12 protein-coding genes are annotated in these 15,152 nt (G+C 48.1%); 1 reads left to right on the forward strand and 11 read right to left on the reverse strand.

All coding sequences use genetic code 11. The annotated features are described in order from the left end of the window. Positions 1 to 82: 82 nt before the first annotated feature. Complete coding sequence (locus QMK20_RS18985; RefSeq protein WP_283652867.1) at positions 83 to 2,890, reverse strand: AAA domain-containing protein; 2,808 nt, start codon at positions 2,888 to 2,890, stop codon at positions 83 to 85. A gap of 220 nt (positions 2,891 to 3,110) precedes the next feature. Between QMK20_RS18985 and QMK20_RS18990 the strand changes: the two genes are divergently transcribed. Next, entirely contained in the window at positions 3,111 to 3,404 is a 294-nt protein-coding gene (locus QMK20_RS18990) for a hypothetical protein (protein WP_283652868.1), read from the forward strand. A 61-nt stretch (positions 3,405 to 3,465) separates the two neighbouring features. On the opposite strand, the gene QMK20_RS18995 is transcribed toward QMK20_RS18990, so the two are convergent. The 10 genes from QMK20_RS18995 to QMK20_RS19040 all read right to left on the reverse strand — a co-directional run bounded on the left by QMK20_RS18995 (position 3,466) and on the right by QMK20_RS19040 (position 15,081). Next, a complete protein-coding gene (locus QMK20_RS18995) occupies positions 3,466 to 4,482 on the reverse strand; it encodes an ROK family protein (RefSeq protein ID WP_283652869.1) in 1,017 nt (338 codons plus the stop codon). Next, a complete protein-coding gene (locus QMK20_RS19000) occupies positions 4,479 to 6,410 on the reverse strand; it encodes an alginate lyase family protein (protein ID WP_283652870.1) in 1,932 nt (643 codons plus the stop codon). Before QMK20_RS19000 ends, QMK20_RS18995 begins: the two co-directional genes overlap by 4 nt. After that, on the reverse strand, positions 6,407 to 6,742 hold the full coding sequence (locus tag QMK20_RS19005) for a cupin domain-containing protein (protein ID WP_044648869.1): 336 nt from the start codon (positions 6,740 to 6,742) through the stop codon (positions 6,407 to 6,409). The genes QMK20_RS19000 and QMK20_RS19005 overlap by 4 nt, the downstream gene beginning before the upstream one ends. Before the next feature lie 71 nt (positions 6,743 to 6,813). Beyond that, positions 6,814 to 8,205, reverse strand: coding sequence for an ABC transporter substrate-binding protein (locus QMK20_RS19010; protein WP_283652871.1), 1,392 nt, complete (start codon positions 8,203 to 8,205; stop codon positions 6,814 to 6,816). Positions 8,206 to 8,340: 135 nt separating this feature from the next. Then, positions 8,341 to 9,948: a response regulator gene (locus tag QMK20_RS19015; protein WP_283652872.1), complete on the reverse strand. Its 1,608-nt coding sequence runs from the start codon at positions 9,946 to 9,948 to the stop codon at positions 8,341 to 8,343. Beyond that, positions 9,917 to 11,713, reverse strand: a complete 1,797-nt coding sequence (locus QMK20_RS19020) for a cache domain-containing sensor histidine kinase (RefSeq protein ID WP_283652873.1) — start codon at positions 11,711 to 11,713, stop codon at positions 9,917 to 9,919. Before QMK20_RS19020 ends, QMK20_RS19015 begins: the two co-directional genes overlap by 32 nt. Positions 11,714 to 11,761: 48 nt before the next feature. Then, positions 11,762 to 12,631 (reverse strand): carbohydrate ABC transporter permease, encoded by an 870-nt coding sequence (locus tag QMK20_RS19025; protein WP_283652874.1) that lies wholly within the window; start codon positions 12,629 to 12,631, stop codon positions 11,762 to 11,764. A gap of 22 nt (positions 12,632 to 12,653) precedes the next feature. Further along, a complete protein-coding gene (locus QMK20_RS19030) occupies positions 12,654 to 13,544 on the reverse strand; it encodes a carbohydrate ABC transporter permease (RefSeq protein WP_283652875.1) in 891 nt (296 codons plus the stop codon). Positions 13,545 to 13,838: 294 nt separating this feature from the next. After that, positions 13,839 to 14,420, reverse strand: a complete 582-nt coding sequence (locus tag QMK20_RS19035; protein ID WP_283652876.1) for an NAD(P)H-dependent oxidoreductase — start codon at positions 14,418 to 14,420, stop codon at positions 13,839 to 13,841. A gap of 76 nt (positions 14,421 to 14,496) precedes the next feature. Next, a complete protein-coding gene (locus tag QMK20_RS19040) occupies positions 14,497 to 15,081 on the reverse strand; it encodes a TetR/AcrR family transcriptional regulator (protein WP_283656308.1) in 585 nt (194 codons plus the stop codon). Positions 15,082 to 15,152 lie beyond the last annotated feature (71 nt).

The following is a 15,152-nucleotide window of genomic DNA, read 5'->3' on the forward strand; positions in this document are numbered from 1 at the left end:
ACTTAACATGAGTGGGAATAAGCTTTTTTTGCATGTTCAAAACTATTGGATATTAAGCTTCTTACCAGTAAGAAAAGATATATTATTTATAGCCTAACACGCTATCCAACATTTCCCGAACCTTTTGTTCCTCCCCACTCCCCTCTGTTTTTAATCTCAAAAAAGGAACCTTGTATTTCGCCAAAATACTGTCTTTCTTGCGATCTCTCTCCAGCTGCTCTGGCTTATTTTCATGGTAAGCAAACCCGTCCACTTCAATAACCAATTGAGGCCTTTTGTCCAGCTTGTGGTACACTACAAAATCGAGCGAAGCGTTGTTTTTTATGTATTTCCGCTCACCCTCATCGAGCAGGTCTGTCGAGCTCAGGAAATTTTTGAGGTATACTTGTCTCTGTATGTTCAGAATACGGTACTCTTCCCTTTTCAATAACTCCTGCAAAAAAACATTCGCTATATTCTCGGACTCATGTTTGGAAATCTTTATTTTTTTATCGCGAAGTCCAATTAAAACCTCAGAGTATTCTTTATACAATAAATCAAAAATAGATACGATTTCGCTTTTGATAATGTTCTCGTTCAAAGTGCTGTACTCCATATATCGGATCAGGTTGCCTACATCGCTGTTCGCTTTGGTGAAAACATTTTGCCCTGTCACTAGCACGAATTGCTGTTGTGCTCTGGACACGGCTACGTTAATTTTGCAAGGATCATCGACAAAGCGAATTCCCTTTTTACCTTGAGCACTCTGGTCAAGCACGGTGGAAAGGATCATGAGTGGTTTTTCACGTCCTTGATATTTGTGGATAGTATCACTTTCAATTTCCTCAGATAACACTTGCCCTGCTTTGATGACCTGCTTTCGGTAGGGTGTAGCAAAACCAATTTCCTTCTTATCTTTCACCGTTACAAATGGGTGCTCCAGTACCTCCTCCACAATATCCAGCTCTCGCTGGTTGAATTTCCCTAGTTTCTCCCCTCGCGTCACTTCACGCATATGATTTCCTTTAGCCGTATGAAACAAAATAAGCGGCTCGACATTCTCTTCGTGTGTGGTAAAAGGAATCAGATCGTCGTCATAGTACTGTGCGTTACAAAATCCAATAATTTGGGGATGGCAACGATAATGCTCTCGCAGCATGACTTTGGGTAAAGCTTCACCATACAGCGACAGCATGGAGGACAGGATATTGTGCTGGAAATAATCGAAATGATGAGCAACATCGTTCTTACTGAGTTTGTTCTTGATCTTTAAGTCCACGATATGCGGCAGTTGCTTCGTATCCCCTACGATGATAGCATTTTTACAGCATGACAAAGCAAGAGCTCCTGTCAGTAGATCCACCTGTGAGGACTCGTCGATAATGACATAATCAAATAGAAAGTTTGGTGGCGCACAATTGCGTAAGGAATGGGTGGTACTCAACACCACAGGAAAATGCTGAACAAATTCCTTATACTTTCTTTTATAGGTGCGGTGTTCAAAATTCAAGCTTTGTCTTGCGTGGTATTTGCTGTGTAGTTGATGCTTAAATACAGTCGTCGAAATCCGCTCATGCTCACACAACAATTCATCAAATGTGGCTTTATCCATTTCCTTTTGAATATGCTCTATTTTTCGCTCGATGTACTTAATTTTAGCGGCATAAAATTCTTTTTGAAGATTCAACAAAACATCATTTTGATGTTCACGTAAGCTCACAAAATCGGTATAGCCGAATTTGAACGCTGCTTTGGCCTTATACAGCCAACTGTTCAGCTTTCCTTGCGCCGCAGCCACATGATGATGAGCCAGAAACGAAAGGATACTTTGCGGACTTTCCCGATAAAACTTGCGATATACTTGGTATAAGAGTCCTGGCTTAATTTCCTCGGAATCCTGATTCTCATAGTAATGCTCATAATGTTGCTGCTCCAATTGGTAGGCCGCTAACTGCTGCTTTAATTGGGCCTGCTCATTTTGAAGCTCCATCAGCTTATGGATCTGATCATCCAATTCTTTGATCCGGTGCATCAATTCGGGCACGGATTGCTCGCTTTTCCATTCTTCAGACTTGTCATATTGGGGAATATGCTCAAAAAAAGCTTTCTGATTTTCCGCATTGCCCAGCGAAGCAACAAAAAAGCCATACCCCGACTTCTCCAGCTTATCCTTCACGTTTTGCACCGCTGCATTGTTTCCTGAAACAACTGCTACTGTCTTATTTTGCATGATCGTCAGGTTCGCAATAATGTTGAGAATGGTCTGTGTTTTACCTGTACCAGGCGGCCCCTCAATCACGGAAATATTGCTACTGAGTGCATGAATCAAGGCTTGCTTTTGACTCAAATTAAATTTAAAAGGAAAAATCATATGATCTGTCTGCGGTGCATTCCGAGTTAAGGCAGTTTGATTTATAAAACAGCTAAGAGCACTTTGGAGATGAATAAAAGCATTCAACCTTACCATTTGTTTACTCAAAAAAGATTGAGACTCGGATTCGAGATCGTTTCCATTATCTATCTGGGTATGCTCTGATATTTCCGTCCAATATTGAAGAATGCGGATGGCATTAGCATTGGTTAAGGCGCGATGGTGCAGTGTAAGCTGATCAGCATCTACAATCAGTGTTCTTCCCCATGTAAGCCATATTTTCACCTTTTGGTCGAATAAAATGACTTGCTTGACATCTTTCAAAGGCTTTTCTTGTACAAAAACTTCCTGTTCGGATACATCTATCACTTTCGGATTTTGGCTTATTAACGTATGCAACTGATCTAGCGGATAGTTATAGGTTTTACTAGAGTCATTTTGGAACGTCACAGTCGCTTTATTCCCTTGTATCGCGAATGAAAGAACTTCTGCAGTACGATCCCTATCTTTTAATATCAGTAAAAACTTCTGTTCATCCATTATGTTTCGATCCCTCTATATCTTCGATTAGTATGCTTTTATGTAAAATCATGGTGTTATAGGTATACCCCTCTTCTTCATTTCGACATTTTCCTGTATCATCCTTTTTTTGAAGTATTATTTTTGTCGCGATCAACTTTTCCATGCTTCATTCACAAATTAGAGTAGATTCACTACGTCACAATGAGATTGACCTTGGTAATGAGGGAGACAAGCTGATTTGACTATCCCTACTACGATCTCAGGAATAATGAAGCTTCCCATCCCAATCGTTCGTGCAACAAAAAACCGTTCCCCAGTTGATGATCAGAGCGTGCAATCCTGCACACTTACCATTCAACTGGAGACGGTTATTTGTCGGTACTCTAACTTTGCAGATAATCCCTCTCTTGCAACCGCTATTTCAGGCATTTCCGACCCTTTTATCGACTATCACAACGACGTTGAAGTGGCTTTGAAGCAGACTGACTATCAGGTTGGCCCGAATTTGTACAAAATCTTCAACGTTGTCTAATTTCAGTACGTTTATCAAGATAGGCCTCCTCATAAATAACGGGGTACGTATTGCAGGATGCTTAAGATTCCGTCAGCCGCCCACTGCCCCGGAGCGCTCTCCTGATGGCCTCGACCGCTCCGATCGCGCCCGCTTCGTTGCCGAGTGCCGCCTTGCGAATGTCCACAGCAACAGGACTTAATGCGGAGACACGTTCGGCCAATTCGCCAGCATATTCCGCATTTTTCTCCACGACGCCGCCACCCAGCACAACAAGCTGTGGATTAAGTGTGATGGTCAAGTTGGCGATGGCAACGGCCATCAGATGATAAGCCCGGTCCAACACGCGGGCCGCGAGCTGACTGCCCTCTGCAGCCGCCGCGAAGACATGCTTGGCCGTGACCGGACCGCCAGCCGCCTGCAGCGAGAGCACCGGGCACAGCTCCCCGTCTTCCATACAACGCGCCGCCTGTAATGCGATGCCAGTACCGGAAGCATGATTCTCCAACGCCCCGAACCTCTCCAAGACACCGCTCTTCCCTGCGGACAGCGTCTCCCGATCCATTTCGATCACGAAGTACCCGATCTCCCCAGCGGAGAAGGTCACCCCTTTATACAGCTGCCCGTTCAGGTACAACGCACCGCCGATGCCAGTGCCGACCGTAATCATTATAAAATGTTCACAGCCAGCCGCTGCACCCTTGCACTGCTCCCCAAGCGCCGCCATGTTCACATCATTGTCCAGCACCACAATTCCTTCATAGTTGTGCGCAATCCACGGGCGAATATCCTCTGCCGGCCAGTCCAGTGCTGGAGCGCTGGACAGAATGCCTGTCTGCTCATTCATCACTCCCGGCAAGCCGATACCCACTCCAGCCAGTTTGGAAAGTTTGGTTCCATGAGCTTGGCAAAATTGCCCCAGCTCGGCAAACAGCCATTCCATAAAGCTTTTCGGGTCCCTGCTCAGCTGCGTATCGAGCTTGCGTTTGCCGCGAATGCTCCCGTCCACCCCAGCGAGGCAAAACAAGGTCTTGGTGCCGCCGACATCAATCCCCGCGATCCACGCGGTAGGTGTGTCCGGCTTAGCATCGCCCGTCATCCATGATCCCTCCATTCCAGCGTGGTGCCATCAATTACGATGGTTCCGGATGCGGTACCATACACATAGGACACCTCGACCCGCTGACGCGCAGGATCGATCTCCCACGCGGTCAGGCGGAGCGGCTCGCCGTTATCGGCCGAATCCTCCGGCAGACACACCGTAAGAATGCCTGCTTTTCCTGAAAAAGCGGCTTGTCCCTGTAACACAGGCGTCTCCGCTTTGGAGCCGTATATTTTCGATACCCAGCCCTGCTGTTCGCTGACCGTGAAGCGCCCTTCCGTCAACCCGGCCGTTGTCCATTGTATAGCAAGCTTGACAGAAGAACCCGGATAAACCAAGGAAGCGGAAGCGCCCAGACTACCCGTCTCGCCCTCCAACAGCTCTACTACAGCTTCCGGGTGCAGATGAAACCGTTGCTCCATCTCGTGCTCCGCTTCGGCTTCCAGCCAATCGACTAACAGCATAATTGGAACCTCCGAACCAAGCAGCACCCACCTGCGATGTGTTACAGGATCGGACAAGCGAGTATAACCGTCATGGGAAGCATCAATGAAGTGATAACGGCTGTTGCTCTCCCAGCGGTATGTCTTCGCTTCGGCCGCAGGTGTGCCCCATTGCTGCGTGGACACATACGGCGTCTGATCCTCACCGTCCACCGTGATCGTATTATGCGCCCGTGTGCTTTTGAAATAATGGCGCCATTCCCCTTCTTCGTAGGTATACCGTCCGGTATCTGTGAAAAAAAGCTGCTGCTTCCACATCCATTCCAGATTCAGCGCATCGGCATGACCGTGCGCCCCGCCCATAGCGGCGGCGTCAAAAAACAAATACTGCTGCTCATCCCGCATTACATAGTACCCGGTCTGTGGAAATGCTCGGCTCGCCGTTGAAGGCTTGTAAGCAGCCTGAAGCTGCATATAACGTTCGTATTTCTCCGCTCCCAGCAGCCACAGGCTTTCCGAACTTTCCGCCCCCCGGCAGATCAGTTCGTCATCTTCGAGAATCGCGCCCAACAGCGTCAACCGCTGCCGCCCGTCACCAACCCAGTCGGAGTCGCCGACTCCGGTAGATTGATGGTCTGGCCGAATAAGCCCCTCCGTGAATGCCGTCATTTTGCGAAGTTGCTCGCCGAACCATTCCGAGAAGGGATAACCGGACAGCCGGCCCAGTAAATAAGGGGTACCGAACATTTCGATGCTGGCATTGTGATAATGGGTCGTAAGCTCAATCTGCACCCCTTCGGGGCCAACCTGATGCAGCAGGCAAAGCTCCAGCCGCTCGGCCGCCAACTGCCGCCAATACGGCGCGCGTGGATGCCAATGATAAAATGTGGCGATCATGAACAGACCTTGCATATGCATAATGGCATGATTAATTTCGGTACTGCCCAGATACCGGGTGAGGAACTCAGCATGCTCTTCCAGCCCCTGCAAAAATTCGGCGTGAAACGGTTCCGTCAGTAGTGAGCTGTCCTCCATATATTTGTAGGCAGAGATCCAGGACTGCACGCGCAATCCGGTTTCCAGCAGCCGCCAAGGGCCAAGCTTCTGGAAGAAAACGGCTTCTTCATAGGACGGAACGACTGGAACCGGGTTCTGCTTTCGCCAACCGCGATAATGGTTGATAAACGCGGAGACGTACTGCGGATTGCCGTTCATCAGGTATGCTTTGCCCAGATCCGGCATATGCCAATGCCGATTGATTCCCCAGGTGAACTCCGGGTCCTTGGAGGGATTATGCAGCCAATCTACCGGATCGCCTAGTGGAATCCAGCGGCTCAAGTCATGGGTGTAAGGCACGATAAATTCATTGACCACAGCATGATCGGCAATGGCGATTGACGCTTCGGCTTCGCCGGGAAAATGGCGGGCGTAATACTCCGCAGTCCTGCGCAATTCGAGCTGCGGCAGGTAATAGTCGTTCATTGCTGATCCTCAAGAAAATCTTCGCGGAAGGGATTGAACACATCCAGAATGACGGAGTCTTCCAGCGCCTTCACGCCATGCAGAACGTTATAACCCGCGTAGAAGCTATCTCCCGCCTTGAGAATGCGCGTCTCGTCGCCGACTCGGACCTCGAAGCTTCCTTTTACAATATAGCTGACCTGCTCATGCTTATCGTGGGAATGGACTTCTCCGACTCCGCCCTTGCGAAAGGTGACCTCCACCATCATCAGCGTTCCACCCATACCGAGAATTTTGCGGGAGCTGCTTCCGTCAATGACATGCGTTTTGGCTTCCCCATTTTCAATAATCATGCTTTTCTACCCCTTTCAGATAAAATAAGCGGCCGAACCGCTTGGGGAATCGGCCGCGGGACAGCCACAGGTTATTCTTCTGTGGACAATTTGCCCTGTAGCTTGGCAGCATCAAAATTGGGATCAGCTACAATATTGGTAGTACCAGATGCTCTTAATTTTTCCAGAGATGTATTATACCTGGTATCCAAATCCTTGATTATGGCATTCACATCACCGCCGGTGAATACAAATACGTTAAAGGCTTCTGCCCATTTCATGCCTTCCAAAGAGCTTTCCGTAATTATACTTGGATTAGCTGGATAAATAGCGTCAACCCGTTTTGGCAGGAATCCTTCAATGCCCGGAATACTCGGCTTCTTGCCTGAGCTCAACACGGCTGGGATTAAGGAGATTCCATAACCCTTTTCATAGTATTCACTTTGCAATTCCTTGCTGTACACGTACTCCATAAACTTCCAGGCCGCTTCCTTATGGGCGGAATCTGCGCTGATACCAATGTAGGAACCGCCGATAATTTGCGATGCCCCTTTAATGGTTCCGTCAATAGACGGCACGGGAACCGCTCCCCAGTTTTCGGTGGTCGGGAACTGGTCCTTGTACACTCCGGGTTCAGCCGAGTGGTTAATGTACATCCCGATTTTACCTTGGGCAAATTGCGCGCGTAGCGGATCGATATCCAGATTCTCCACTCCCGGCAGCATACTGCCGTCTTCTTTCATTTGCCGCAGCGCCAAAGCGATATCCTTGTACATGCCAAAATCAAACTGGCCTGTTTTGTAATTGTAACCGTCGATGCCTGTATTGTTGCTGACGCCTGCAATCGTATTCGCCGCCCGCCAGAAGCCGTTTCCGCTCTTGAACGGACTGGCAAAGCCGTAAATACCTTCGCTTTTGCCGACCTCTGTAATCTTTTTGGCCGCAACCACCATGTCGGCAAGCGTTGTGGGAGGAGTAGCGATGCCTGCTTTCTTAAAGATATCTTTATTATAAATCAGTCTCCAGATTTGCCCGGTGTTGGGCAAGGTAAATATCTTGCCGTCGATGGTGTTCTTATTCTCGATCAGGCTGTCTTTGAAGGTCGCCTTCATCTCGTCGCTCATATAGGAGTTGATCGGGGCCAGATAGCCTTTCTTGTAATAGGTCTGGAAATCGTTGACTTGCAGTACATCCGGAGCCTGCTTGCTGGCAAACGAGATGTCCACCGCCTGCGGATAATTGTCGCCCATAACGTTCATTTCCACTTCAATATTATCTCGGTTTGTCTGGTTAAACTTGTCAACCTTTGCTTTCATGAAATCGGCATCATGGCGGTCAGGCGTCCAGTAAATGATTTTGGTTTTCGCTCCCGTAGTTCCTTTGGAATCGGCCGGAGCGTCATTATTGCCACTGTCCGATGAACAGCCGCCCAGGCTCAAGGCCAGGACTGCGCTCAGTGTTAGGATAATCCACTTCTTAACCATCGTTATGCCCCCTTTTGTTTTTCCGGACAACCTCTGCGGTTACCCGTTAACGTAATCATAGTGGTTCCGTTTTCACGGGAGTGAGGGACATTTTAACTTTGTATGGGGGAAAAAATGATTGTCCCGGCTTGGTGTTCATTTCAAATACATCTGCCTGAAACTGGTGGGCGTCATGCCACAATACTTTTTAAACAGACCGCTGAAATACGGACGGTCCTCATATCCGAGCATCTGTGAAATTTCCTGCACCTGTACTCCTGCAATCAGCAGTTCCTTTGCTCTTTCCATTCTCATCTTGGTAATATATTGGATCAGGGTCATGCCTGTCTCCTTCTTGAAGGCGTTTGCAAAATAACTTGGGCTTAAATGAACCGCCCGAGCGCAATTGTGAAGCGTTAGATTCTCCTGAAGATGCAGGCGGATGTATTCCCTGGCCCGATGGATCGCTTGCGTAACATCCCTGAGCCGCTTCTTCTCTACAAATTCACAGCCCTTACTGCTGAAATGATTGATGTAGCTCTTCCAGCCGCCGAAGGTCAACGAACGGTTCTCCTCCAGCGCTGTTAAGTCAGCCTCCAACTGGATGCGTTCTTCCTCGGTGATCTCATCACAAAACGCCCGGTACATGGCGAAGGCGAGCCCTGACAGTAAGCGGATCATAGCCAGTGGCTCCGGAAATTTTTGGGACAATGTCCATTGGTGGAAAATGTCGTCAATCATGAGGTGACAGCTCGTTTTATTACCGCATCTCAGCGCATACAGCAATTCCTTTTCCTTCTCCACAGGGTAGTCTGGAGCTGCAAAATCCTCCTGCGCCAGTTCCGTATACCGGAATACACAATTGCCCTCGCTGTAAAAACGGTAAGCAAGCGCTTTGGCGGCATGCACAAACGCTGCATGGATTTCTCTGGGTCCCCGGGCCATCGTGCCCAGGCCAATCGAAACGGTTTTTTTGCTGAATTTCTCCACATTTCCCCGGCAAAGTTCCAGCAACTCCGAAGTCTCCATCCCATCTGGCGGATTAAAGATGGCTGCCAGCCGCTGCTTGCTCTCATGCAGCACAACACCCCGGGTATGCAAATTCAGCGTCTCGTCCAAAATATTTTTGATCGCAAAGGGAATGATTTCGTTGTCGTCAAGATGCAGAGTGTAGCCGTATTCGGTATAGCAGTCCATTTCGATGGCCATGACCATTAGTTTATCGGCTTCCAGATCAATATGGAGATCGCTCCAACGGCTATCGCTTAGACGGCCACCTGTTTCCTGGCGAAGCAGACTGGTCAAATAATCCTGGCGGAGCTGCAAATGGCTGGCGTCCATTTTTTGCTCCAACTGCTTAAGCTGCTCCGACTTGGCCCGTTCGGACTCGATTACCTTTTTCACTTTCAGCACTGCTTCCAGAATTTCCGGCGGAGTGAACGGTTTTAGCAAATAATCGGAAGCGCCAAGCTTAATCGCTTCCTGCGCATAGCTGAAATCGGAATAACCGCTAATAAAAATAAATTTGGTGCGTAAACATTGGCCAGAAGCGCGCCTCATCAGCTCCAGACCGTTGAGCTTCGGCATCCGGATATCACTGATGACGATATCCGGATCTTTCTCCAGCAGAAGAGTCCAACCATGCTCACCATCGCCTGCAGTGCCTACGACCTCAATATTGTGATCCGGCCATGGAATGGTCGCGGATATCCCTTTTACAACGGCTTGAATATCATCCATAACGCACATCTTCAAGTGATCCATTGTGACCTCCTACATAAACGGGATTGTGATGGTAACGGTCGTCTCGATGTCTGGAATACTCCTGAACGTAATGGAAGCCGACTCCCCCGTAATGCAGACTGAGCCTGCTCCGGAGATTGGACAGCGCATAACCCTTGCGGTCCGCATTATGCTCGTACACAGCCTTTTCCATCTGCTCAGCATCCATTCCGCAGCCGTTGTCGGTCACTTGTAACAGCAGGAACTCGCCTTGGCGGTACACTTTGATGAAGATGCTGCCAAGCACGGCCTTATCTCGAAACCCATGCAGAATGGAGTTCTCCACCAGCGGCTGAAGTAGTATTTTCAACATTGAAATGGAAAGATATGATAGATTTTCAACATGGATCGAATACGTAAATAGGTCCTCATAGCATTTTTGCTGCAATTGCAAATATTGCTCGACATGCTTAATTTCCTGTTTCAAGGTAGTGATATCGTTCCCGTTGTTCAGTCCTAGCCGGAACAATAGCGACAAGGAGACAATCATCTCACTAACATCTTTTTTCTCGCCGCTTTCGCTTTTCCAAAAAATAGTATTCAACGTGTTATATAAAAAATGAGGGTCCACCTGCGCCTGAAGCGCCTTGACCTCGGATTTGCGCTTGTCCTGCTCCGAAGTCCGCACCTCCTGAATCAGCAACTGAATCTGATCCAGCATTCGGTTAAATGTATGGCCAACACTGCTCACCTCATCCTCATACCTGCTGTTGAACCGCACATCCAGATCATTGTATTCCACCTTAGCCATCAGGCTCTGTAGTTTATGAAGCGGTTTCAATAAAGCGGAGGCCAGCAGGTTGGACAAGATAAGCGCGAGCACAATGCAGAACAGCATAATCCAAATGATCAGCCAGCGGATCTTCTTCAACGGATATAGCAGGTCGGCCTTGGACTGAATGCTGACCATCACCCAATCCTCATTCATGGATAGTGTGTTGTAATTGACCAGCAATTCCTCTCCCTTGGCATTCGTATAATGGAAATCCCCTTCTCCTCCCCTGCTAAAATGGTCGATAAACTCCCGTTCTGTATTAAAATCATACTGCCGGGCTTCGGGCTGGATCACCATCGTTCCATCCTTTTGTAGCAAAAAAAGCTGAACCTGATTATTCATCAGATCCTGCTCCAGAATGGCCCGCATAGCTTGCTCTCTCATATTCACAACCATATATACATTCGGAATATAATGATTGTCCAGCACCGTCGGCTTTAGCAGCAACGACAGCACGTTGCCTTTCCACTGAAACAGCTCGTTGCGATGGGTCCCGATCCACAGGGTATTCCAGCCTATCTGCTTTGTATAGGTTCCATATTCTTCCGAAAAGTGCTTCGTCCGGTCGGGAAAATCTTTGGTGGAGAAGAAATCGCCGATTGGCGTACTCAGATAAGCTGTATCAATCAGCGGCTCCACCAGCTTCAACTGGGCAAACGAAGTCTGCAACAAGGACAGATTCTGATAATAGTTGACAGCATTATTGCTGCGCACATCCTTCATCACCTGGTTGAACGTTTCATTCAGCATAAAGGAATAAGACGAAACTACAATATGCCTGAGATGTTCATCCATCACCTGCACTGATTTTTTTAAAATTCCCTGCTTAAGCTGCAAGGCATTGCGCTCGATGCTGCGAGCGGCAAAGAGATAAGAGCAGATCCCCGTCACGCTGATGCACAATATGGCCAGGAAAATAAATAGCAGTTGAATTCTCTTTTTCAGAGAAAGCTTGTAGAAACTGAGTCTCATTGGCCACCACTCCTTGAAGCCCATTGTATCAACAGAACCCAAGTTACTCTACCCCTTGACAGCACCAGCGGTAACTTGCATAAACGATTTACTGGCGAACACATAGACCACCAGAAGCGGCAGAATGGACAGGCAGGCGCCAGCCATCATCAGTTGAACCTCCGCGGCAGCTCCGATACCGTACCGAAGATTAGCCAATCCTACTGGGAGCGTCTGCAATTCCGGATTACTCATCGTGAACACAAGCGGCAAAATATACTCATTCCATGAGCCCTGGAAGGCTGAGAGCCCGGCAACGGCAAGCGCAGGCCGCAGCAACGGGAGCACAATCCGCCAATACACCGAATAAAAGTTGCAGCCGTCAATCATCGCTGCCTCGTCAAGATCCTTGGGAATACCTCTGAAGAATCCAATCAGCATGAAATAACAGGTGGCATGTGTGCTGACCAGTATAATGATGATGCCCCACAGCGTCTTGTTCAGACCGAGCATGACCATCAAGTCAAATTGCGGACGCAGCACCACAGCCCCGATCGAGATAAACAAGGTGGATGCCATGAGCAGAGAGTACGCCTTTTTGCCGATAAAATGTACCCGGTTCACTGCATAGGCGGACATGGACGCGACCAGCAGAGTACCGATTGTCGTAGCCACGCTTACAAAAATGCTGTTCAGGGTAAAGCGGGAGAAATTGGCGTTTTTCCAGGCCTGAACATAGTTGGAAAAGTGCCAGCTTTGTGGCCAGATGGTTGCACTGCTGGTCAGCTCCTGATTCGTCTTGAACGAGCCGAGTACCACGATGACAATCGGGAATATCGCTAGAATGGCCGTCGTGAGCAGGAACACCCAGAGCACTGTCTTGCCAGTCCAGCGCACCAGCTTCGGGGATAAGGTATGGTTGGTATGAGTATGATTCATTCTGTTCTCCTCCTGCCTGCTTCTAGTAAATATCATTCAGCTTCTTGGAAATACGGAAGTAGATGAACGTAACTCCCCCTACAAGCAACGCTGTAGTGAAGCCGACGGCACTGCCGTAACCCAATTGCTGGAGCGACTGGCTTTCAGCCGACACCGGAAACAGCAATTTGAACAGATACAGATACATCACCTCTGTTTTTCCATAAGGACCACCTTCGGTCAGCACCATGATGCTCTCATAGCCCTTGAGGGAGATGGTAATGGCCAGCATGATGATCATCTGCATAACAGGTCCCAGCATCGGAATCGTCACATACTTAAGCTTCTGGAACTCATTAGCACCGTCAAGCGAAGCCGCTTCGTAAAGGTCGTTGGGAATGCCTTGAAGACCAGCGAGGAACAGTAGCATGTAGTTGCCCACAGCGCCCCAGATGGCGATGATAATGGTGGTCATCATGGCTTGATCGGCACCAAGCCAGTTAATCGGGGCAGAGACAAGATGATACTTGAGCAGCAGTTGGTTCAAAATTCCGTTGTAGGAGTTGAAGATAATAAAAAAGACGATCGCCATCACCGAGGCGCTGAAAATCGTGGGCACATAATAAATCGCCCGCAGCAAGGAACGCCCTTTTAACTTACGATTCAAAATAATAGCCAAAACCAGAGACATTGGAATGGTGATGAGCAGCTTGCCGAGAGCGTAAATCCCGGTATTTCCCACGGAGGACCAGAATTGCTGGTCTCGCAGAACTCGCGCAAAATTATCGAGGCCAATAAAAACAGGCGTCCCGAATCCCTGATAATCATAGAACATATAGCGTAGTGCCCAAAGCAGAGGATAAATGCCAAACACAAGGGTCAGAAACAAACTCGGGAATACAAACACATAGGCGTGTACTTTTTTCAGTTTCATCGAATGCCCCCCTAGAATCTTTAATTTGATTATAGAGGGAACGAAAAACAGGACGGGATAGGGAAATCAACTTTTCAAAGGGGAGAATGTTACTTTAGCCGGATCATCTCCCAGATGTAGCCCTGTGAGACGTGCCACAAACAGCCCCTCTTTTACTTCAAAGAGAGACTGTTAGGCTGACCCTATTCTATTAACCAATCTACTCCGATGCAGCTCTCAGCTTTTGATGATCCTGTCCCCACTGATTCATTAAATCCAGCAATGGAATCAGACTGATCCCGGCATCATGAAAACTTAACTCATGCTGCGTCCTAGCTGCTCGACCTTGCTCAGCCAATCGTTGCGCTGTTGATCTGTTTTCTTATTCATGAGATCAATCACAGTAGAATGCACCGGTTTGACACCGCATAAATGCAGCGTGGAATCCTTCATCATTCGATGCCCAGGCTGTCCCTGGAAAAATCGGTAATACCAGCCCGGTCCGTCCATCGTAGTAATGAGGCGGGCCGTTCTGCCTTTTAAGAGCTTGTCAGGCAACGACTTTCCCTTTTGATACTTAAACGCAAACCCCGGCATAAAGGTACGGTCAATGAAACCCTTCATTAATGCGGGCAAGCTGCCCCACCAGATCGGAAAGACGAAAACGAGATGCTCTGCCCACTTAATGGATTCCTGAGCCTTGATTAAATCCGGTTCCAGCGGCAATTTATTGCGATATCCACCTAATAGATTAGGATTAAAGTCCAACGCGGACAACTGCAATAAACGCACCTCAGCCCCCGCAGCCTCCGCTCCTTTTACATAGGATTGAGCCAGCGCTTCTCCATAACTGCCAACGACCGGATTTCCCTGAATAACCAATATCTTTTTAGACATTCGAGCCACTTCCTACCCTCATATTTTATTTTTTTAGTTAGAAAACACTAACTTTATATTTAAAAAGAAAAGGTCACTACTGACCTTGACTTAATAAAGCGGTTAAACGTTCCTTGACCTCCGTTGCAAACGGAATAAGCTGCTGGGGCAATTCACCCTCCAGACTGGACACGGACAAGCGTGTAATGGCCCCAATAATGAGCACACCAGATAGCAGGGCATCCTGCTTGGGCAGTTCTCCGTGCTGAATCCCCTGCTCGATAAATTCGACTAACGCATCCTGCGGCTGCCGGACATTCGAGCTTTGGCTGGCCTCTACATACAGCTCATGATGCTGTGATAACAGAAGCAGACCATACTGGTCTTCATCGTGCATCACAAGCACCTCGTCCACCAGTTGATGAAAACGACTAATAAAGCTCCCGCTCTGCTTGCGATAGAAGTCAATCAACGTAGTGTAGCTGTTGCAATACTGCCCGAATACTTCCAGGGCCATCGCATCTTTACTCTTAAAATGCTTATAAATCGCGGCATCCGTCACACCGGCAGCCTCCCCGATTTCTTTGACAGAAATGCCGTCGATGCCTTTGGTTGCAAATAAGCGCATAGCTGCTTGCATAATATCCTTCTTTTTGCTATCTACATGTGTTTTCTTGTTCATAAGCATATAGTAAGTGATAACTAACTAAATTGCAAATGATATTTATGCAAGGCGAAAAAGGATAACTATCG

This window comes from Paenibacillus sp. RC334 (assembly GCF_030034735.1).
Lineage (GTDB): Bacteria > Bacillota > Bacilli > Paenibacillales > Paenibacillaceae > Paenibacillus > Paenibacillus terrae_A.

Bases quoted from the DNA above. Each gene is read 5' to 3' on its own strand.
- QMK20_RS18985 (WP_283652867.1), bottom strand. From the start codon at position 2,890: ATGGATGAACAGAAGTTTTTACTGATATTAAAAGATAGGGATCGTACT.
- QMK20_RS18995 (WP_283652869.1), bottom strand. From the start codon at position 4,482: ATGACGGGCGATGCTAAGCCGGACACACCTACCGCGTGGATCGCGGGG.
- QMK20_RS19000 (WP_283652870.1), bottom strand. From the start codon at position 6,410: ATGAACGACTATTACCTGCCGCAGCTCGAATTGCGCAGGACTGCGGAG.
- QMK20_RS19005 (WP_044648869.1), bottom strand. From the start codon at position 6,742: ATGATTATTGAAAATGGGGAAGCCAAAACGCATGTCATTGACGGAAGC.
- QMK20_RS19010 (WP_283652871.1), bottom strand. From the start codon at position 8,205: ATGGTTAAGAAGTGGATTATCCTAACACTGAGCGCAGTCCTGGCCTTG.
- QMK20_RS19015 (WP_283652872.1), bottom strand. From the start codon at position 9,948: ATGGATCACTTGAAGATGTGCGTTATGGATGATATTCAAGCCGTTGTA.
- QMK20_RS19020 (WP_283652873.1), bottom strand. From the start codon at position 11,713: ATGAGACTCAGTTTCTACAAGCTTTCTCTGAAAAAGAGAATTCAACTG.
- QMK20_RS19025 (WP_283652874.1), bottom strand. From the start codon at position 12,631: ATGAATCATACTCATACCAACCATACCTTATCCCCGAAGCTGGTGCGC.
- QMK20_RS19030 (WP_283652875.1), bottom strand. From the start codon at position 13,544: ATGAAACTGAAAAAAGTACACGCCTATGTGTTTGTATTCCCGAGTTTG.
- QMK20_RS19035 (WP_283652876.1), bottom strand. From the start codon at position 14,420: ATGTCTAAAAAGATATTGGTTATTCAGGGAAATCCGGTCGTTGGCAGT.
- QMK20_RS19040 (WP_283656308.1), bottom strand. From the start codon at position 15,081: ATGAACAAGAAAACACATGTAGATAGCAAAAAGAAGGATATTATGCAA.